15 protein-coding genes and 2 pseudogenes are annotated in these 19,296 nt (G+C 50.7%); 13 read left to right on the plus strand and 4 right to left on the minus strand.

The annotated features are described in order from the left end of the window. Positions 1-68: 68 nt before the first annotated feature. A complete protein-coding gene (locus OGX67_RS18700; protein WP_050310679.1) occupies positions 69-1,007 on the minus strand; it encodes a hypothetical protein in 939 nt (312 codons plus the stop codon). A gap of 884 nt (positions 1,008-1,891) precedes the next feature. Between OGX67_RS18700 and OGX67_RS18705 the strand changes: the two genes are divergently transcribed. After that, the gene (locus OGX67_RS18705) at positions 1,892-3,253 is read left to right on the plus strand and encodes a HEPN/Toprim-associated domain-containing protein (protein WP_050310678.1); all 1,362 of its coding nucleotides are present in this window, start codon (positions 1,892-1,894) and stop codon (positions 3,251-3,253) included. Positions 3,254-3,581: 328 nt separating this feature from the next. On the opposite strand, the pseudogene OGX67_RS18710 reads toward OGX67_RS18705, so the two are convergent. Next, a pseudogene (locus tag OGX67_RS18710) lies at positions 3,582-3,803 on the minus strand (type II toxin-antitoxin system PemK/MazF family toxin); the annotation flags it as partial. Positions 3,804-4,026: 223 nt separating this feature from the next. On the opposite strand from OGX67_RS18710, the gene fecI reads away from it, so the two are divergent. The 7 genes from fecI (at position 4,027) to fecE (ending at position 11,586) form a co-directional block, all read left to right on the plus strand. After that, a complete protein-coding gene (gene fecI / locus OGX67_RS18715; RefSeq protein ID WP_071697111.1) occupies positions 4,027-4,548 on the plus strand; it encodes a ferric citrate uptake sigma factor FecI in 522 nt (173 codons plus the stop codon). After that, entirely contained in the window at positions 4,545-5,498 is a 954-nt protein-coding gene (fecR, locus tag OGX67_RS18720; RefSeq protein ID WP_071697110.1) for a ferric citrate uptake sigma factor regulator FecR, read from the plus strand. Before fecI ends, fecR begins: the two co-directional genes overlap by 4 nt. 86 nt (positions 5,499-5,584) lie before the next feature. After that, positions 5,585-7,909 carry a TonB-dependent Fe(3+) dicitrate receptor FecA gene (fecA, locus tag OGX67_RS18725; protein ID WP_286526974.1) on the plus strand — a complete coding sequence of 775 codons (2,325 nt, stop codon included), beginning with the start codon at positions 5,585-5,587 and terminating at the stop codon, positions 7,907-7,909. 58 nt (positions 7,910-7,967) lie between these two features. After that, on the plus strand, positions 7,968-8,870 hold the full coding sequence (locus OGX67_RS18730; protein ID WP_003036307.1) for a Fe(3+) dicitrate ABC transporter substrate-binding protein FecB: 903 nt from the start codon (positions 7,968-7,970) through the stop codon (positions 8,868-8,870). Further along, the gene (gene fecC / locus OGX67_RS18735) at positions 8,867-9,865 is read left to right on the plus strand and encodes an iron-dicitrate ABC transporter permease FecC (protein WP_003036305.1); all 999 of its coding nucleotides are present in this window, start codon (positions 8,867-8,869) and stop codon (positions 9,863-9,865) included. The genes OGX67_RS18730 and fecC overlap by 4 nt, the downstream gene beginning before the upstream one ends. Then, entirely contained in the window at positions 9,862-10,818 is a 957-nt protein-coding gene (fecD, locus tag OGX67_RS18740) for a Fe(3+) dicitrate ABC transporter permease subunit FecD (protein ID WP_257651386.1), read from the plus strand. Before fecC ends, fecD begins: the two co-directional genes overlap by 4 nt. Further along, on the plus strand, positions 10,819-11,586 hold the full coding sequence (fecE, locus tag OGX67_RS18745) for a Fe(3+) dicitrate ABC transporter ATP-binding protein FecE (protein ID WP_106902475.1): 768 nt from the start codon (positions 10,819-10,821) through the stop codon (positions 11,584-11,586). It begins immediately after the preceding gene. Between the two features lie 90 nt (positions 11,587-11,676). Here the strand turns inward: fecE and OGX67_RS26875 are convergent, their stop codons facing one another. Together OGX67_RS26875 and OGX67_RS18755 are read right to left on the minus strand one after the other, a co-directional pair. Continuing rightward, positions 11,677-11,892: an AraC family transcriptional regulator N-terminal domain-containing protein gene (locus tag OGX67_RS26875; protein WP_003846779.1), complete on the minus strand. Its 216-nt coding sequence runs from the start codon at positions 11,890-11,892 to the stop codon at positions 11,677-11,679. Positions 11,893-11,913: 21 nt separating this feature from the next. Beyond that, positions 11,914-12,806, minus strand: a pseudogene (locus tag OGX67_RS18755) (LysR family transcriptional regulator). A 115-nt stretch (positions 12,807-12,921) separates the two neighbouring features. On the opposite strand from OGX67_RS18755, the gene OGX67_RS18760 reads away from it, so the two are divergent. The 5 genes from OGX67_RS18760 to OGX67_RS18780 all read left to right on the plus strand — a co-directional run bounded on the left by OGX67_RS18760 (position 12,922) and on the right by OGX67_RS18780 (position 19,274). After that, the gene (locus tag OGX67_RS18760) at positions 12,922-13,830 is read left to right on the plus strand and encodes an alpha/beta hydrolase (RefSeq protein ID WP_286526977.1); all 909 of its coding nucleotides are present in this window, start codon (positions 12,922-12,924) and stop codon (positions 13,828-13,830) included. Positions 13,831-13,876: 46 nt separating this feature from the next. Continuing rightward, positions 13,877-14,632, plus strand: a complete 756-nt coding sequence (locus OGX67_RS18765; protein ID WP_257651385.1) for an SDR family NAD(P)-dependent oxidoreductase — start codon at positions 13,877-13,879, stop codon at positions 14,630-14,632. 38 nt (positions 14,633-14,670) lie between these two features. Beyond that, on the plus strand, positions 14,671-15,609 hold the full coding sequence (locus tag OGX67_RS18770; RefSeq protein WP_257651384.1) for an alpha/beta hydrolase: 939 nt from the start codon (positions 14,671-14,673) through the stop codon (positions 15,607-15,609). Between the two features lie 522 nt (positions 15,610-16,131). Next, positions 16,132-17,784 carry a hypothetical protein gene (locus tag OGX67_RS18775; RefSeq protein WP_268043868.1) on the plus strand — a complete coding sequence of 551 codons (1,653 nt, stop codon included), beginning with the start codon at positions 16,132-16,134 and terminating at the stop codon, positions 17,782-17,784. Next, positions 17,784-19,274 (plus strand): hypothetical protein, encoded by a 1,491-nt coding sequence (locus OGX67_RS18780; protein ID WP_286526981.1) that lies wholly within the window; start codon positions 17,784-17,786, stop codon positions 19,272-19,274. The genes OGX67_RS18775 and OGX67_RS18780 overlap by 1 nt, the downstream gene beginning before the upstream one ends. Positions 19,275-19,296: the final 22 nt, after the last annotated feature.

Consider the following 19,296-nt stretch of genomic DNA (forward strand, 5'->3'; position numbering starts at 1 on the left):
GCATACTTAAGAAATTATATTGGGCTTTCAAGAAGAATGAGTACGCTGTAGGTTCCATTTTTCATTGCCTAACTAAGGCTCACACTGAAGGAAGTATACACTGATTGAAACGTCGTGAAGATTCTCTGTCTCGCGTCGTCTAGCTCGTCAGCCACGCGTTGCGTGAGCGTAAACGTGGGGCAATCGGGCTGACCACATCCACAAGGTCTGATTTCCCCTTCCTTAAGCCGAGTTACGAAGATGCGCCGCAGTTGGTCGACCTGACGAACCACTTTTCCCATCACTGTCTGGATGCGTTGATTTTTGAGATGGTGGATCGAAGGAATGCGCCTGATCTCGACGCCCTCACGCGTTCTCCACAAACCTGTATTTAGTGCGCCAATGGTATCTTCGATTGCCTTCTGAAAAGCAGGGAGAGAACTTTCTTGTTGAAACGGTGTGCGAAATGCTGGCCGGTCAAATACGGCAGCCATCAGTTGCAGAACATCGGCGTCGGAAAGGTCGGGAAAATCATCCGTGAATTTTTGAATATCAGCTTCAACATCAGGAAACTCGACGCCCTGGACAAAACGGTGCAGCAGATATTCAGCACGAAGACGCAAGTTTTCTTCGAACTCTACGCCCGACCATATCGTTACATGCCTGACGCCCAAGGAAGCTGCTGCTTGCTCGATGCGCGTTCTGCCAGCATCCGAGACCGCACCACGAGAGACGAACTTAAAGACGTCTGGGACACTGCCAGTTGCTTTAATCGACTTACTCATGTCGCTCTTAGCTTTTGCCAGTGTCAATGTGTCTCGGTTCGCGCATTGGATGATGGTCTTACGTGCTGGCTGGTCATCAAATGGTTCAATACCCGAGATATCTCGCCCTTGATCACCTCCTGATTGACCGTGCCAAATCAGATCATGCCAACCCGCGCGCAGGTGGTATGCAAAAACTAGGCGCTCGAACTGGATACCACTGTAGTCCTCAAAATGAACCGGAGAAACCGTTATCGTCGCCATACTCGCTCCTTTTCTGCTGCTATTAGTCTTCGGTAAACCTTACTACGTCCCTGTGAATTTCCGCCGTTACCCAATGAAAAGCACCAAATATTGGTGGCAAACCTTGCTTCGCCAAATGCCCACGGAGTTTGAAATGCAGAATAACTTATTAGTAAACTGGACGCGACAGCAGCACTGTAGCTCGCGCACAAAACAAATCTCCGGATCGAGTGTCCTTAACGACCTGTCTCAATTAATCAAAAACGGCGTTCTGCTATTTCTTAACACAATCCGTCGCCAAGAGCTGAGGCAGATTGAGATTGGCCTTGTAGCCAAAACGACTATCTACGAGATGGGTGCGGAAGTGAATTTCCGCCTCGCTTTGATCTGACGCTACGATGCGTTGTGCGGGATCTGGCCGAGATGGAAGAATGACTCAAAGTGCTCAAGTAAGCCCCTCGTGTCAACATCTGAAAGCCAAAAGTCCGTCTAAAAATATGTAGATGATGCTACCCACTGATTGACTGTGTTTACCAAACAAATTTAGGGAAGAGACAAAGTCTATTAATTAGTTTGACTGCTCCGCGTTGAGTGACACATTACGCCGTTAGCAACGCCTACTGCTGGCACAAAGCGGCCAGTCCTGTTGGCTGTCAGATCCGCTATGAGCAAAAAGTGGAAGCTCATAATTGTTCTCACCTCCGATGGTGCAATACGTAACTTACAGCGCGATAATCTGCAACGAGCCGATCGCTTGGTTCTGCCCTTGGATTAATTTATAATGATTGATATTCACTTTGAATTTTGAAGACATTATACCGCTTGTAATTTCATAGCATAGTTGATGACAGATGATATTCCTGATGGTTTAATTAAGTGATTGCCAACAGTTTAAAAGAGGAATTATGGGCACGGAAATTTCACTTAAGGTTTCAGGTGCAACGCTAGATTGGAGTAAAAATAGCTTAGGTGTTGATCATGGTGCATTGTTCCAGTCAACCGACCACATAATGATACCTCAGCACGAACGCTATGATCTGGAAGAAACCGATGAAATTGATGAAGAAAGACGCCTTCAGTGGACCGTACTCAGGAAGCCTCTTGCAGCAGTAGCTGAACGGGTTGAGTTACTTGGTTTTTCTCTTACTGCTATTCGTGCGGAATATGAAAATCTTGTAAAGCATGAGGTTTATCAAAGAAACGAAATGATTGAAGCCTATCCCGATAATTGGGAACCTTTAGAAAATCTTTTTAGTTTTGATGAGTTTCTGGGCTTACTTAAGAGCTATGATCTGGGGGAGTTAAACGATAAAGATATCGACTTTGATAATTCAAAAAAAACAGAGAATGATAATTTCATTTTGAAGTTATTCCCTAACGACATTTTAAAAAGAATTCCTCTCTATGATCCTTATAACAACTTTTACTGGTCAGAAAAAACAGCGTTTTTCAGTGTCATAAACATACTTCATCCATACTCTATGATCAAACTTTTAAGTGAAAACAAACATAATCTTAGTGAGTATGTCGAGTGGGACTATGGGGAAATAGTCGCTAACGGATGGGTTCACATTAACCAAATAAAAACTGAAATTAACCGTGAAAATTCTTTTCTCATAGCAACTGAAGGTTCCTCGGACTCACATATATTACAAAAGGCATTTAAGCTAATTAAGCCTAGCGTTTGTGAATTTTTTCGTTTCATCGATGTAACATCTGGCCATCCATTCCCCGGCACTGGGGGATTATCAAAGTTTGCTGAGGGATTAGTAAAAATTGATGTACAGAACCAAATCATTTTTGTACTCGACAATGATAGTGAAGGGGTTGAAGCTTTCAAGAAAATCATAAAGATGAAGCTTCCTCATAATATGAGTTGCATATGTCTTCCGAATCTTAAGGAGTTTGAAAGTTTCCCTACTTGTGGCCCAGACGGCCTAACCTTATCCAATATTAATGGAACTGCTGCCGCTATAGAGTGTTACTTGGATTTAACATATAGTGAATATGACTCATACACTGTTAGATGGACTAACTATAAAAAAGAGACCGGGATGTATCAAGGCGCACTTGAATTTAAAGAGTATTACGCAAAAAGATATCTTGATACATCAGAAGCTAAGCTTATCGAAAGTAAATATGACACCTCCAAACTTGAGGCTTTGCTTAATGCGATCATTGATGCTTGTTCCAAATTATCTGGATCAATACGTATTGAAAAAATAAAGAGTCACTATCCAAATATATGGACTGAAGAAAAAGTTTAACTCCATTGAATTATTTTTAACAACCTGAAAATAATATTGTGTATCACGTCATTCAAATATTACAATACGGCATATTGGGTGTCCGTTTCTGGCACAGAACAGACAGCCCTTATAGATGTGACAATAGTAGCGATCACCAAATGCACGAGACCGCTCTAATCAGTTTTATTTAATCAGTTTTGATTGGTGGTCATTCTGGTGGTCTTGACAGGGAGAGTTTTCAGGTTTAGCTTATTTATTAGCCAGCTACTGGCAAAGGCGATCCCAGTCAGAGGAGCCATATTTAAGAAGCCTGCTTAGGAAACTAAGCAGGCTTTTTGCTTTTATGCTATTGCTCATTGCGCATATCAAAGCCCCAGCTCAGTCTGGCCAACACTTCATTCATAATGACCGCAGGTATTTGTTCCAGGCGCTTGCCGTTCCGAGGTTCCATATCAATAGTTCTGGGCTGATCACGACGAATAACGCCCGTTGTTTTAGTGCCCGCATCATCCAGATAAACGCTAACACCAGCAGCATGAGCAAGGTTTCCGCCACTGGTGACAGGAAGTGAGGTGTCCGATTCTCACTCACAACAGACATGGTCAGATGTCATTCCAACCATCACATGCCAAAAGCAGACTCCTTTTCCCGTCTAATATCCACATCATAAGATTTTTATAAAAAACAATGCGTTAATACGTTCAACGTAATACAATTATATTTCCAATTGTAATGATAACCATTCTCATATTACTATAATCGCGTGATAATTAACTTTTGATACATTCCGCATGTCTGACCACGCCACTACCACTGCTTCCTTTACGCTCGAGTCGCTTTATGGCGCACATCACGGCTGGCTGAAAAGCTGGCTGACGCGCAAACTCCAGTCCGCCTTTGATGCAGATGACATTGCCCAGGACACTTTTCTACGGGTAATGGGCAGCGGGTCGCTCTCGACGATCCGCGATCCGCGTTCCTTTCTGTGCACTCTCGCCAAACGGGTGATGGTCGACCTGTTTCGCCGAAACGCGCTGGAAAAAGCCTATCTGGAGATGCTGGCGCTTATGCCGGAGGCGCTCGCGCCTTCGCCCGAGGAACGCGAGAGTCAGCTCGAAACCCTGCAACTCATCGACAGCATGCTTGACGGGCTGAGCGGAAAAACACGCGAAGCGTTTCTCCTTTCGCAGTTGGATGGTCTGACCTACAGCAAAATAGCGCTAAAGCTCGGTGTTTCGGTCAGTTCAGTGAAAAAATATATGGCAAAGGCTATCGAACATTGTCTGCTGTTTCGTCTGGAGCACGGTCTGTGAACGCCTCTATCACCGATTCTCGCCGCCAGGCATTGCGCTCGGCATCACACTGGTATGCCGTATTGAGCGGCGAGCGTGTCAGCCCACAGCAGGAAGCGCGCTGGCAACAATGGTATGAAGAGGACAAAGATCATCAGTGGGCCTGGCAACAGGTTGAAAACCTGCGCAGCCAGCTCAGCAGCGTTCCGGGCGATGTCGCCAGCCGGGCTCTGCACGATACGCGTCTTACCCGTCGTCATGTCATGAAAGGGCTATTGCTGCTGCTCGGCGTAGGCGGAGGCTGGCAGCTCTGGCAATCTGAAGCCGGAGAAGGTCTGCGCGCGGACTACCGCACCGCCAAAGGGGCTGTCAGCCATCAGCGGCTGGACGATGGCTCGCTGCTGACGCTCAACACACAAAGCGCCGTGGACGTTCGTTTTGATACGCGTCAACGCGCTGTCCATCTCTGGTACGGCGAAATTGCGATTACTACCGCAAAAGACGCGCAGCAGAGACCTTTCCACGTTGTGACCCGCCAGGGCCAGCTCACCGCGTTAGGCACAGAATTTACCGTCTACCAGCAGGACAACGTCACACGCGTTACCGTTCAACAACACGCGGTTGAAGTCTTACTAGCAAACCGTCCGCAGGAAAAACGCATCGTCAGCGCTGGCGAGAGCCTGCAGTTTAGCGCGTCTGAATTTAGTGCAATTACCTCAGCGGATGATGAAAGCGCCGCCTGGACGCAGGGCATTCTGAGCTTTAGCGATAAACCTCTGGGTGAAGTGATTGCCACGCTGAGCCGTTATCGCAACGGCGTGCTGCGTTGCGATCCGGCGGTGGCCGGGCTGCGCCTGAGTGGCACTTTCCCGCTGAAAAATACCGATGCGATTCTGGATATTATTGCCCAGACACTTCCAGTGAAAATTCAGACTATTACGCGATACTGGGTCAATATTTTGGCACTGTAAGAAAAATAATTCTCATTTTCATTGTCCTTTTTCCCCTTCTCATTCGACTCATAGCTGAACACAACAAAAATGATGATGGAGAAGGTATGACGCCTTTACGCGTTTTAAGCAAAACAACACCTTTGGTTAACGCCATTCGCCTGAGCCTGCTGCCGCTGGCTGGGCTCTCGTTATCCGCTTTCGCGGCGCAGATTGATATTGCACCAGGCTCACTCGATAAAGCACTAAACCAATATGCCGCACGCAGCGGAATTACCCTGTCTGTTGATGCCAGCCTGACGCGCGGCAAACAGAGTAACGGTCTTCACGGTGACTACGACGTCGAAACCGGTCTGCAACACCTGCTGAACGGTAGCGGCCTGCAGGTGAAACCACTGGGTAATAACAGCTGGACACTTGAGCACGTACCAACACCGCAAGAAGATTCCCTGACCGTGGTGGGCGACTGGCTGGGGGATGCGCGCGAAAACGACGTATTCGAACATGCCGGCGCGCGTGACGTTATCCGCCGTGAAGATTTCGCCAAAACCGGCGCGACGACCATGCGCGAGGTGATGAACCGCATTCCTGGCGTTACCGCCCCGGAGAACAACGGTACCGGTAGCCACGATCTGGCGATGAACTTTGGTATTCGCGGCCTGAACCCGCGCCTGGCCAGCCGTTCAACGGTACTGATGGACGGTATTCCGGTGCCGTTTGCCCCTTACGGCCAGCCGCAGCTTTCCCTGGCACCCGTTTCGCTCGGAAATATGGACGCCATCGATGTGGTACGCGGCGGCGGTGCCGTACGTTACGGGCCGCAGAGCGTGGGCGGCGTGGTGAACTTTGTCACCCGCGCCATTCCGCAAGACTTCGGGATCGAAGCCGGCATGGAAGGCCAGCTCAGCCCAACGTCCTCACAAAATAATCCCAAAGAGACGCACAACCTGATGGTGGGCGGCACGGCGGATAACGGTTTTGGTACCGCCCTGCTTTACTCCGGCACCCGCGGCAGCGACTGGCGCGAGCACAGCGCGACGCGCATCGACGATCTGATGCTGAAAAGCAAATATGCGCCGAATGACGTGCATACTTTCAACAGCCTGCTGCAATACTACGACGGAGAAGCCGACATGCCCGGCGGCCTGTCGCGCGCGGATTACAACGCCGACCGCTGGCAGTCCACGCGCCCTTACGATCGCTTCTGGGGGCGCCGCAAGCTGGCAAGCCTCGGCTATCAGTTCCAGCCGGACAGCCAGCATAAATTCAATATTCAGGGCTTCTACACCGAAACCCTGCGTAGCAGCTATCTGGAACAGGGCAAACGCCTCACCCTGTCACCGCGTAACTACTGGGTACGCGGCATTGAACCGCGCTACAGTCAGAGCTTTATGGTGGGTCCTTCCGCGCACGAAGTGGGCGTGGGATACCGCTATGTGAGCGAGTCGACGCATGAAATGCGTTACTACACCGCCACCAGCAGCGGACAACTCCCGTCCAGCGCTAGCCCATACGATCGCGACACCCGTTCCGGCACCGAAGCGCACGCCTGGTATCTGGATGACAAAATCGACATTGGCAACTGGACTATCACACCGGGTATGCGCTTTGAACATATCGAGTCATACCAGAACAACGCCATCAAAGGCACACATGAAGAAGTGAGCTACAACGCCCCACTTCCGGCGCTAAACGTGCTTTATCACCTGACTGATAGCTGGAATCTTTATGCAAACACTGAAGGCTCATTCGGCACCGTACAGTACAGCCAAATTGGCAAGGCTGTGCAAAGCGGCAATGTGGAACCGGAAAAAGCGCGAACCTGGGAGCTCGGAACCCGATACGACGATGGCGCGCTGACAGCGGAAATGGGGCTGTTCCTGATTAACTTTAATAATCAGTACGACTCCAACCAGACCAACGACACCGTAACCGCACGGGGTAAAACGCGCCATACCGGGCTGGAAACCCAGGCCCGCTATGACCTCGGCACGCTGACGCCAACGCTCGACAACGTTTCGGTCTACGCAAGCTATGCGTATGTGAACGCCGAGATCCGCGAGAAAGGCGACACCTACGGCAACCAGGTGCCGTTCTCGCCGAAACACAAAGGCACATTGGGCGTGGACTATAAACCGGGTAGCTGGACGTTCAACCTGAATAGCGATTTCCAGTCCAGCCAGTTTGCGGATAACGCCAACACCGTGAAAGAGAGCGCCGACGGCAGTACTGGTCGCATCCCTGGCTTTATGCTCTGGGGCGCACGCGTAGCTTATGATTTTGGTCCGCAAATGGCAGACCTGAACCTGGCGTTCGGCGTGAAGAATATCTTCGACCAGGCGTACTTCACCCGCTCTTATGACGACAACAACAAAGGCATCTACGCAGGCCAGCCGCGCACGCTGTATATGCAGGGGTCGTTGAAGTTCTAATTCACACCGATTTCGTTGGCCGGGTAAGCGCAGCGCCACCCGGCTTTCAGGAGCACCGATGTTCACATTTATCCGCACACTTTTCGCCGCTCTGCTGCTGGTCACCAGCCACGCTTTTGCCGCCACGGTTCAGGACGAACATGGCACCTTTACGCTTGATAAAACGCCACAGCGGATAGTGGTACTGGAGCTGTCGTTCGCGGACGCGCTGGCTGCCGTCGATGTCAGTCCGGTCGGCATTGCCGACGATAACGATGCCACGCGCATTCTTCCCGAAGTTCGCGCCCATCTGAAACCCTGGCAGTCTGTCGGCACGCGTGCGCAGCCGAGTTTAGAAGCCATTAGCGCGCTGAAACCGGACCTGATCATCGCCGACAGCAGCCGTCATGCGGGTATTTACAGCGCCTTACAGCAAATAGCACCGGTGCTGCTGCTTAAGTCCCGCAATGAAACCTACGCTGAAAATCTACAATCTGCGGCCATCATCGGCGAAGTCGTGGGAAAAAAGACACAGATGCAGTCACGTCTGGCGCAACACCAACAACAGATGTCAGCGTGGGCCAGCCAGTTGCCAAAAGGCACGCTGGTGTTATTTGGTACGTCCCGGGAGCAGCAGTTTAACCTTCATACGCAGGGGACCTGGACCGGGGGCGTCCTGACCTCTCTGGGGCTGAAGGTACCTGCGGCGATGGCTGGTGCGTCTATGCCGTCCATCGGCCTGGAACAGCTGCTGGCGCTCAATCCTGCATGGCTGCTGGTCGCACATTATCGCGAAGAGAGCATCGTCAAACGCTGGCAGCAGGACCCGCTGTGGCAGATGTTAACGGCTGCGCAAAAACAGCAGACGGCGTCGGTCGACAGTAACGCCTGGGCGCGGATGCGCGGCATTTTTGCGGCCGAACGTATCGCCAGCGACACGGTAAAAATCTTCCATCACCAGCCTTTATCCGATGTGAAATGACAGTTCTCAGACATCCGGCGTTGCAATGGGGGCTACCCCTTGCCGCGCTTATCGCAGTTTTCTGGCTGAGTCTGTTTTGCTACTCGGCCATTCCTGTTTCTGGCGTTGACGCCATTCGCGCCCTGCTGCCGGGCCACGCGCCGACGCTTCCACAAACGCTGGTGCAAAACCTACGTCTGCCGCGAAGCCTGGTCGCCATTCTGATCGGCGCAAGCCTGGCTCTCGCGGGAACGCTGCTGCAGACTTTGACGCATAATTCAATGGCATCTCCTTCGCTGCTCGGTATTAACAGCGGCGCGGCGCTGGCGATGGCACTGACCAGCGCGCTCAGCCCCGTGCCCGTCGCGGGTTACTCCATCGCCTTTATCGCCGCCTGTGGCGGCGGCGTAAGCTGGCTGCTGGTGATGACCGCAGGCGGCGGATTTCGCCATACCCAGGACAGAAACAAACTGATCCTCGCGGGTATCGCGTTCTCGGCGTTTTGCATGGCCCTGACCCGCATCACCCTGCTGCTGACGGAAGATCACGCCTACGGCATTTTTTACTGGCTCGCGGGAGGCGTATCCCACGTACGCTGGCAGGAGTTCTGGCAGCTTTTCCCGGTGGTGGCAGTTGCTATACCGGTGGTGTTGCTGCTGGCCAATCAACTGAATCTGCTTAACGTCAGCGACAGCACCGCCCGTACGCTGGGGGTGAATCTGCCGAAGCTGCGTTTAATCATCAACATTCTGGTGCTGCTTCTGGTCGGTACCTGCGTCAGCGTGGCCGGCCCGGTGGCGTTTATCGGTCTGTTGATGCCGCATCTGGCTCGCTTCTGGGTAGGATTCGACCAGCGCAAGGTCCTGCCGATGAGCATACTGATGGGCGCCACGCTGATGCTAGTGGCGGATGTTCTGGCCCGCGCGCTGGCCTTCCCTGGCGAATTACCCGCGGGGGCTGTGGTGGCTCTGATTGGTGCGCCCTGCTTTGTCTGGCTGGTCAGGAGGCGTGGTTGAAAATTGTGTTAGTCATTTTTATCGCCCTCGCACTGGCAGGATTTTCGCTGCTGTCTCTGCAAATGGGGGGGATCGCCGTTCCCTGGCGCGCCCTGCTGACCGACTGGCAGGCCGGGCGTGAGTATCATTACGTGTTAACGGCGTACCGCCTGCCGCGACTGCTGCTGGCGTTGTTTGTCGGTGCAGCCCTCGCGGTTGCAGGCGTTCTGGTACAAGGGGGCGTTCGTAACCCTCTGGCGTCGCCGGATATTCTCGGCGTAAACCATGCCGCCAGCCTTGCCTCTGTGGGCGCACTGCTTCTCGTACCGTCACTGCCGGTGATTGCTCTGCCGCTGCTGGCCTTTGCCGGTGGCATGGTGGGCCTGATCCTGCTGAGAATGCTGGCGAACACCAGCCAGCCGATGAAGCTGGCACTCACGGGTATCGCGCTGTCTGCCTGCTGGGCCAGTCTAACGGACTGGCTGATGCTTTCGCGCCCGCAGGATGTGAACAGCGCTCTGCTGTGGCTAACCGGCAGCTTATGGGGCCGTGACTGGAGCTTTGTGAAGATTGCCGTCCCGCTGCTGATGTTGTTTCTGCCGCTGAGCCTGGGTTTTTGCCGCGATCTCGACCTTCTGGCACTGGGCGATGCGCGCGCCACCACGCTCGGTGTGTCGGTGCCGCGTATCCGGTTCCTGGCTTTGCTACTGGCCGTCGCCATGACATCTACCGGCGTGGCCGTCTGCGGCCCAATTAGTTTTATTGGTCTTGTGGTGCCGCATATGGTGCGCAGTATTACCGGTGGGCGTCACCGCTGGCTGCTGCCCATATCGGCCATGACAGGTGCGTTGCTGCTGGTGGTTGCCGACCTGCTGGCGCGAATTACTCATCCCCCGCTGGAGCTTCCGGCTGGCGTACTGACCGCCATTATCGGTGCACCGTGGTTTGTCTGGCTGCTTGTGAGAATGCGATAAATGACATTACGAACTGAAAATCTGACGGTCTGTTACGGTACAAACAAGGTCCTTGATGGCGTTTCACTCGCCCTACCAGCGGGGAAGACAACCGCCCTGCTCGGCCCTAACGGCTGCGGGAAATCGACGTTGCTAAACTGTTTTTCACGGCTGTTAACGCCGCAATCCGGTGGCGTATTTCTCGGCGATAATGCCATCAACACGCTCTCATCACGCCAGCTAGCCCGCAGGCTGGCGCTGCTGCCACAGCACCATTTAACGCCAGAGGGGATCACCGTCCAGGAGCTTGTTTCGTACGGTCGCAACCCGTGGTTGTCACTCTGGGGCCGCCTCTCCGTTGAAGACAATGCGCGGGTCCAAGATGCTATGCACCAGACCCGGATCCAACATCTTGCCGACCGACGGTTAACCGATCTTTCCGGCGGTCAGCGCCAGCGCGCCTTTCTGGCGATGGTCCTGGCCCAGAATACACCCGTCATACTACTCGATGAGCCAACCACCTATCTCGATATCAATCACCAGGTGGAACTGATGCGGTTGATGGGCGAACTCCGGGCTCAGGGGAAAACGGTAGTCGCCGTGCTGCACGACCTTAATCAGGCCAGCCGGTACTGCGATCATCTGGTGGTAATGGCGAACGGACATATTATGGCGCAAGGCACACCAGAAGCGGTGATGAACCCTGGATTGCTGAGAACCGTATTCAACGTGGATACGGAAATACACCCCGAACCAGTATCTGGTAGGCCGATGTGTGTAGTGAGGTAAATGACACAAGCTGTAATGGTACCATGGTCTCAACAGGTCGCCTGTCATATCACTTGCGCTGTGATGACTTCACCCTGCCCAGGTAACATTTCAACTGTTCTGAGCTGAATAATATTGCAGCGTTCTGTCATCAATCATCATGCGTTTAGGACCAGTCAAAACCATGTTAATCATCGGTTCATAAACTGCAGACAGGCGGTGTTCAGGGATTACTCTCAACACCATAGCAACCCGTGAAATGCAGGTTTCGGTACGCTGATTATCCGTGGCTAATGCAAGTTCTCGTAACTTCGGTAATTTTTGCATTTAACGAGTGATAACACGTCGCTATAATGCGGACATTCTCAGCGCTTCAACAATGATATTAAACGCAGCCGAGGATTTCAGCCGGCTGGTGTAATACAGATAATACCCCGGGAAAGTGATAGTGAAGTCGTCCAGAACGGTGAGCAGTCGGCCAGAGGCGATATCATCCTGCACTAATGCCTGCGGAACATAAGCCAGCCCGTAACCGTCAAGACAGGCCTGATGAACCTGATTGATGCCGTTAACGATAACCTGCCCCTGAACGCGCAACTTTTGCTCTTGCCCGTTAATTAAAAACGTCCACGGCAAATTCTGACCATGAGTGGGTAACTGTAAATTGATACACTGCAGCGTCAGCAATTGTGCGGGAGTTGTCGGGAAATCCTGTTCCTGCAGACACTGAGGCGAGCTACGACCACCATACGGTGTTCCGCGCTAATCGGAATGGCCACCATATCCTGGGCTATCAGGCCACCTCGCCGTACGCCGGCATCAAAACGCTCTTTGGCGATATCAACCAGGCCATAATCCGTGATCAGTTCCAGGTGAATATCAGGATAGTTCTTCAAAACCGGCGCCAGTTTCGGCCACAGAACCTGCTGGATAGCGTATTCATCGGCGGATATACGTATTTTTCCCGCGGGTTTATCCCGCAAGTCAGCAAGCTGATCAAGACCGGTAGAAATTTCTTCGATAGCCGGGCCAATCAACTGTGCCAGACGCTCTCCCGCCTCCGTCAGAGTCAGGCTCCGCGTCGTGCGATTAAGTAATTTTAGCTGCAGACGCGCTTCAAGATTCCCGATAGTCTGACTCACCGCCGACTGTGATGTCCCTGATTTCACTGCCGCCCGCGTGAAGCTTCCCTCCTGAACAACCGTCAGGAAGGTGATCAGGTCGTTAAGATTCTCTTTCATTGATTAATAAGCCACGCTAATAACTGACATCAAATTATCCACGCTAATCAAATGAACTGTCCAGTTCTATCATCATTTCACCGTCACAACACACGTCGACTCCGGGGGGGAGAAAATGATGAAATCCATTCGCTTTACCAATGCCGAAATCACCATGGCGGGGAATCTGTTCCTGCCCGAGAATTTTAACGAATCCGCATGCTATCCAGCTATTGTGGTCGTTCACCCGAGCGGCGGCGTCAAAGAACAAACGTCAGGCCTGTATGCTGAAGAACTGGCGCGTCATGGCTACATTACCCTGGCGTTTGATGCCGCTTATCAGGGTGAAAGCAGCGGGGAACCTCGTCAGCTTGAAAACCCATATCACCGGGTGGAAGATATCAGTGCAACAATAGACTATCTGGTGGCTCAGCACTGCGTCGATGAGCAGCGAATCGGTGTCGTTGGCATCTGCGCTGGCGGCGGCTATGCCATTCACGCCTCTATGCTGGATCGCCGAATTAAAGCACTTGGTACCATCAGCGCCGTTAACTATGGCGACATGTATCGCCAGGGATGGGAAGGCAATCAACAGCCTGCATCATCCCTTGAACTTCTGCAAATGGCTGCGGAACAACGTACTGCGGAGGCAAAAGGCGCAGCCACTGGCTATCTGCCCACCACCCCAAACTCCATGGCGGAGGCGCCAAACAGAGATTTTGCAGAAGCTTATGAGTACTACCGAACGCCACGGGCAATGCATCGCAATGCGCCGAGTCGGCTCACCACCCGCAGCCTTGCGCAGCTGGTTACCTACGATGCCTTCAACCTCGCCGATATTTTTCTGACTCAGCCCATGCTGGTAATTGCGGGCAGCGAGGCGGGAACGCGCTGGATGACGGAAGAGATTTATCAGCGAGCCGCAAGCCAGAATAAAAACCTGCATATCGTTAATGGTGCTACCCATATCGCCATGTATGACCAGCCTGAATATGTGTCGGAAGCGACAGGCAAATTTGTCTCTTTCTTCGCAGAAAACCTGTAGACCTACGCCTTGCCCACCGGGCTACCACTGACCAGAGAACGACATCATGAAATATACCCTTATCACCGGCGCCAGTTCAGGCATCGGCAAAGCCCTTAGCTATCAGTTCGCTTCCCGCGGCTACAACCTGATTATCACCGCCCGACGCGAGGACGAATTGCAGAAACTTAAACAGGATATTGAAAGCCGGTATGCGGTGCAGGTCATCGCAAAACCGTGCGATCTGGCGCAGGAAGGCCAGGCGGAACACCTGTATCGCCAGTTGGCTGATTTCGAGCTTGTCATGCTTATCAATAATGCAGGGTTTGGCGATTTCTCCATGCCCTGGGATATCGATTTAGCGAAAGCGACCCGGATGCTGGATTTAAATGTTAAGGCCCTGACCATGCTCTCCCTTCTGTATACCCGGGATTATGCCGATCGGGAGGCGACGTTGATTAATGTGTCATCCGTCGGCGGTTATTCACTCTTTGATATCGCCGTTACCTACTGCGCGACTAAGTTCTTTGTCGCCGCATTTACCGAGGGGTTGGCGCAGAATCTGCGTGACCAGGGCAAAATAATGCGGGCAAAAGTGATCGCGCCAGGTCCAACACAGAGTGAATTCGTTGCTCATTCTTCAGACCATGGTGGCATCAGTGGCGATGGATTGTTTGCCGAGGACTCATTTATTACCGCGGAAAAGCTGGCGGAATACACATGGCAACTGTTTGACAGCGACAGTACGGTAGGCATCGTCAATGCCGACCGCCAGTTGATGCTTAAGTCACCCGTTTATCCTTACATTAACGTCCCGCATTAATGCTCAGAACGTCGCCATTAACTTGAGGAACTCCTGCTATGTCTCATGAACAAGTCGTTTCATTCCGGCACAACAGCTGGCAAGTTGCCGCCACTTTCCGCTTACCTGAGGGATTTGATGCCAACCAGAAATACCCGGCGATTGTTTGCGCCCATCCTATCAGCAGTTGTAAAGAACAGACATCCGGCGCAGTCTACGGTCAGAAGCTGACTGAAGCTGGATTTATTACTCTTGCTTTCGATGCCTCTACCCAGGGTGAAAGCGGGGGTGAACCACGCTTTAGCGAAAATCCATCCACCCGCGTGGAAGACTTTCGCTGCGCGATAGACTATCTGGTGACTTTAGCCTACGTAGATGAAGATCGTATTGGGGTTTTAGGCGTTTGTGGCGGCGGTGGATATGCCGTTAGCGCCGCTACCATTGATCACCGTTTCAAAGCCGTTGCCACCGTGGTTGCCGCCAATTATGGGCGCATTATGCGTGAGGGGGATTCCAGTCCGGATGCCGCGCTCAGAACGATTGACGCGCTGGGTAAACAGCGCACTGCTGAAGCTCGGGGGGCCGCTGCTCTTGTTGTCGGTTATATTCCTGACAATGCAGAAGCACTGGCGAATGCGCACATCAACGATATCGACATCATTGAGGCAGTTGATTACTACACGACCCCGCGTGGGCAAAAGCCAGGCTCGCCTAACAAATTGCGACTTACCAGCACCGCACCGGCCTTAAACTGGGATGCTTTTGCCTTTACGGAAAAGCTACTGATACAGCCATTACATATTGTTATCGGCGATGTTCCTGGCGGTTTCGGTTCTTATCGCGACGGTTATGAACTTTATCAGCGTGCGCGCTCCGTTGAGAAGACACTGCAGGTTGTGAAAGGGGTATCTCACTATGATCTGTATGATCGTCCGGAAGCGACGGCACAAGCGCTGTCGGAGATTATTCCATTCTTTAATAAACATTTAGGCACATAAGTGGCATAACCTTTTATTTACGCGCATTCTTAGCCATTACCCGGCCGTGCAAGCCATGGCCGGGTGTTAAAAATTTGCCTCATTCTGCTGCCTGGATGCGAGAAAAAAGTCAGCGCTGATCTCTGAAATAATAATCCAGGTGTCGAGCCATCCTGCAGAGCATAGTAAACGTCAGCTTCGTGCCAACAGCGGACGATGCGTTGAGTTCCTTTTTAAGCGTTAATCGTCACATAATTCACAGCTTCCAGCACGCGACATCTCGTTATGATTTGATGGTGTTTTACTTAAGTTCTTTATTTAATAGATGGTTATATTTTATTTCGCTCAAGAGATAGAACAGCCTCATGTATCCTTTTAGTATTTCGTGAATGATTTACTTGCCTAAATGGCATACTCCTTTTTATATTCAATCATATACCTATGTGCTAATGACAAGATGTGACACTCCTGGTGGAGATAATCACGCTTTGAAAAATCGGGGCAATTATTCGTCGACCCACTGCAACGAATAAGGAGAAATTTGTGAGTAACGTTAATACCTTCCTTAAGGAAAATTTACCTTCGGTGAGTAAGAATATTTTTGTTGCGCCTGGCATCCCTGAAAAAAAACTGAATAACGTTGCTAAGGCATTCAATGTTGCCGATAACTTGAATGCTGTGCTAGCCATTTATGACAACACTGTATTTGGCAGCGCAAAAGATGGCATCGTTTTTACTGGTGAAAAGCTGGTCGTAAAAGAAACGTTTGAAAGTCCTTATGACGTGTTCTACAACAATATTGAAGCAGTAGAATATATAGAAGATGTCACGGTAAATGATAAAGGCAAGGAGAAGCGAACTGAGTCTGTTTCCCTCAGACTAAAAAGTGGCGAGGTAAAACAACTCAAAGGCTTGATGGAGTGCGACTATAAAAAGCTGAGCGACGTTCTGGAGCATATCATTAGTCACTTTGACGAGTTCAAAGAAGAAGATCAGCTCATCACACTTGCCGAAATGTCAGAAGCGCTCAAAGTGGCGTATGTCAAAATCATTGTGAACATGGCGTTCTTCGATGATGATCTGGTTGATAAAAAAGAGTTTGCCGAAATTCTCTCGCTGATGACCCGACTTGAGTTAATGACCGAATCCCGATTTACGCTACGTAGCTATATCGGTGCAGAATCCAGTCAGATACCAGTTGTAGAATTAATTGCGAGCATTGACCGTGAATGCATCCCAAGTCATAACAAATCAATAAAAATCTCTCTTGTTAAAGACCTGATTAGCATCTACATGAGTGTTAATGACGGCGAATATAAAAAATTTCCCTTTCTTCAACAAGTACAGCCCCTGCTGGACGTAACTGACGAAGAAATAGAGCTCGCAGTGATGGCTATTCAGCAAGACTTCAAGCTATTACGGGAAGATTTTTCCGACGATGCGCTGAAACGCAGTATGAAAGAACTTACGGCAAAAGCAGGTGCGGTAGGTGTGCCCCTCGCTGCTGTCTATCTGTCTGGCTCTGTCATCGGTATGTCCGCGGCAGGGATCACTTCTGGCCTTGCAACACTTGGACTTGGCGGCGTGTTGGGTTTTTCAAGTATGGCAACGGGTATCGGCGTCGCGGTGTTAATAGGGGTGGGAGCCTATAAAGGGATCCGCCATCTTACGGGTGCCAATGAGCTGGATAAAACCAAGCGCCGGGAACTCATGCTTAATGAAGTCATCAAGCAGACACAATCTACATTGTCTGCCCTGATCAATGACCTCAATTATATTTCTCGAAAATTTAACGACGCCCTGGATGCGCACAATCGGCAAGGAGAAAAAATTCAAAAGCTCCAGAAGATGATGAATGCATTGACCGGCGCGGCGGATGAATTGAACAAGAAATCTAATAAAATGCAAAACAGTGCTCTCAAACTTAAGTGTCCTGTCTATCTTGATGAGGCCAAACTCAGTTCACTGACACGGGAACCCACCAAAAAACAATTCCATGATATTGTTCTTTCATTCTATGAAGAATGTATTGTTGAGGAGCAACACGATGGTAAGAGCGTTGAAGTAAAAAAACTTCAGATAAAAGAAGACGCATCCACTCAGCAATTAGAAAAACTTGTCACCATCTTTGAAGGCATCGGCTATTTCAGAGCGGGGGATGTTATCAAAGGCAAACTGACTGGGCTGTTCTCATAATGAAAAAACCGGATACTCAGGTATCGGCCTTGCTGGTGCAAAAACACCAGCTTGAACAAAGCGAGCATCAATTGGCTGACCTTGATGCCGCTCTGGAAGCGCTTAACGCTTTGCAAACTGATACTGATGCCGCTTTAGATGAAATGATTCTGGCTATGGACGGTGTTCTGGAACACTCAGATATCACGTTTAATGAGAATATCCACACAACGGTTTCCAGCGAATTCAGCGATTACCTTGAATCCGGTTTGCACCCTTCATCGTCCAGCGTAAGTAAACTGTCGATGATAGAAACAATAGCGTTCACCAGTAATATGGACTGGGAAACCTATTCTCAGTCTGTCTCGCACTATGCCCATAAGCACAAAATCGATTTAACGGTCGATCCGTTTAGTGCACTGATGTCTCCAACCCAGAGAATTGCCTTGGAAAAACGCATTCAGGAAGACTTCACCTTAAAGACTGCCCGCTGCGACAAATATGATTACATGATCGCTGGCACCTGTGGCGTTATTGGCGGACTCATCGATATTTTTCTCGTAGGTGCGCCAGGTGAAGGGAAATTGACCCGGCTTGCGGATAATGCAGTGGACAATGCCGTCGAGAAATTCGCCTCAGCATTAGGGTGGGAGGGAGGTAAAAACGCACAAAATCCGACAAAAAGCGCTATCGGTTTTCTTGAGGGGAAATTCAAGGTCAACTATGACCATCGGCACGGAGGAGATGTCGACGGTCTGTTCAGGATGAACACGAAGAATCACCATATTAAGAGTCTCGCCCACTCCCCGGATTTAGTCGGTTTATTTTTCTCGATCCTTGACCAATTTACCAGCACAGCACATTTTGTTGCAGATGGAAAACTGGTTTCCGTAGATACCGAGACTTTTGAGCTTAAAGGGAATAACGTTGTCTCTAAGGTATTCAGTGGTTTCGTAAACTGGCTTGGTCACCTTTTTTCTGATATGGCGGGCTCTTCCGGTGCAGCAGGGAGAGGCTCTGGTATCCCTATTCCTTTCTTTTCATTACTTCAGTTTATTAACGTGGGTGAATTTGGTCAGCATCGCCAGTCTTTCGCTACCGTCGCCGTCCAAGTTTTTGAGAAAGGATACGACTTACGGCATGGATTAGCGATGGCGATCCCCGTCATGATTACTGAGTTGCTTGTGCGGATCTCCTGGACGGTTAAACAACGTTGCTACCATAAGAAGGCTTGGGGTGAATGTATTCCTTCTGCAAACAACCCTGAACTCAGGCGAATGTTGCTTGTGGCGCATGGAACCTTGTGTCTGATGGATGCAGGAGATGCAGCACTTCGTTCAGGAGGCGAAATGATTCAGTTCCTCCTGAGAACGAACCTCATCGGCTGGGCGAGGTTTGGAACTCTGGCGATTAAAGAACTCCATGTCTGGTATAAAGCAGGCGGAATTAATGTCAATGCTGTAGATGAATATATGGATCATGAACTTCAGCGAATGCTAAAAGTGGGGTAGCGTACGGCCTTGTTGAATAACA

Origin of the sequence: Citrobacter sp. Cf118, from assembly GCF_030334095.1 — a bacterium.
In the GTDB taxonomy this organism is placed as follows: Bacteria; Pseudomonadota; Gammaproteobacteria; order Enterobacterales; family Enterobacteriaceae; genus Citrobacter; species Citrobacter freundii.

Excerpts from the sequence above, each read along its gene's own strand:
- OGX67_RS18700 (WP_050310679.1), bottom strand. The coding sequence starts at position 1,007 with ATGGCGACGATAACGGTTTCTCCGGTTCATTTTGAGGACTACAGTGGT.
- OGX67_RS18705 (WP_050310678.1), top strand. The coding sequence starts at position 1,892 with ATGGGCACGGAAATTTCACTTAAGGTTTCAGGTGCAACGCTAGATTGG.
- fecI (WP_071697111.1), top strand. The coding sequence starts at position 4,027 with ATGTCTGACCACGCCACTACCACTGCTTCCTTTACGCTCGAGTCGCTT.
- fecA (WP_286526974.1), top strand. The coding sequence starts at position 5,585 with ATGACGCCTTTACGCGTTTTAAGCAAAACAACACCTTTGGTTAACGCC.
- OGX67_RS18730 (WP_003036307.1), top strand. The coding sequence starts at position 7,968 with ATGTTCACATTTATCCGCACACTTTTCGCCGCTCTGCTGCTGGTCACC.
- fecC (WP_003036305.1), top strand. The coding sequence starts at position 8,867 with ATGACAGTTCTCAGACATCCGGCGTTGCAATGGGGGCTACCCCTTGCC.
- fecE (WP_106902475.1), top strand. The coding sequence starts at position 10,819 with ATGACATTACGAACTGAAAATCTGACGGTCTGTTACGGTACAAACAAG.
- OGX67_RS26875 (WP_003846779.1), bottom strand. The coding sequence starts at position 11,892 with ATGCAAAAATTACCGAAGTTACGAGAACTTGCATTAGCCACGGATAAT.
- OGX67_RS18760 (WP_286526977.1), top strand. The coding sequence starts at position 12,922 with ATGATGAAATCCATTCGCTTTACCAATGCCGAAATCACCATGGCGGGG.
- OGX67_RS18765 (WP_257651385.1), top strand. The coding sequence starts at position 13,877 with ATGAAATATACCCTTATCACCGGCGCCAGTTCAGGCATCGGCAAAGCC.
- OGX67_RS18770 (WP_257651384.1), top strand. The coding sequence starts at position 14,671 with ATGTCTCATGAACAAGTCGTTTCATTCCGGCACAACAGCTGGCAAGTT.
- OGX67_RS18780 (WP_286526981.1), top strand. The coding sequence starts at position 17,784 with ATGAAAAAACCGGATACTCAGGTATCGGCCTTGCTGGTGCAAAAACAC.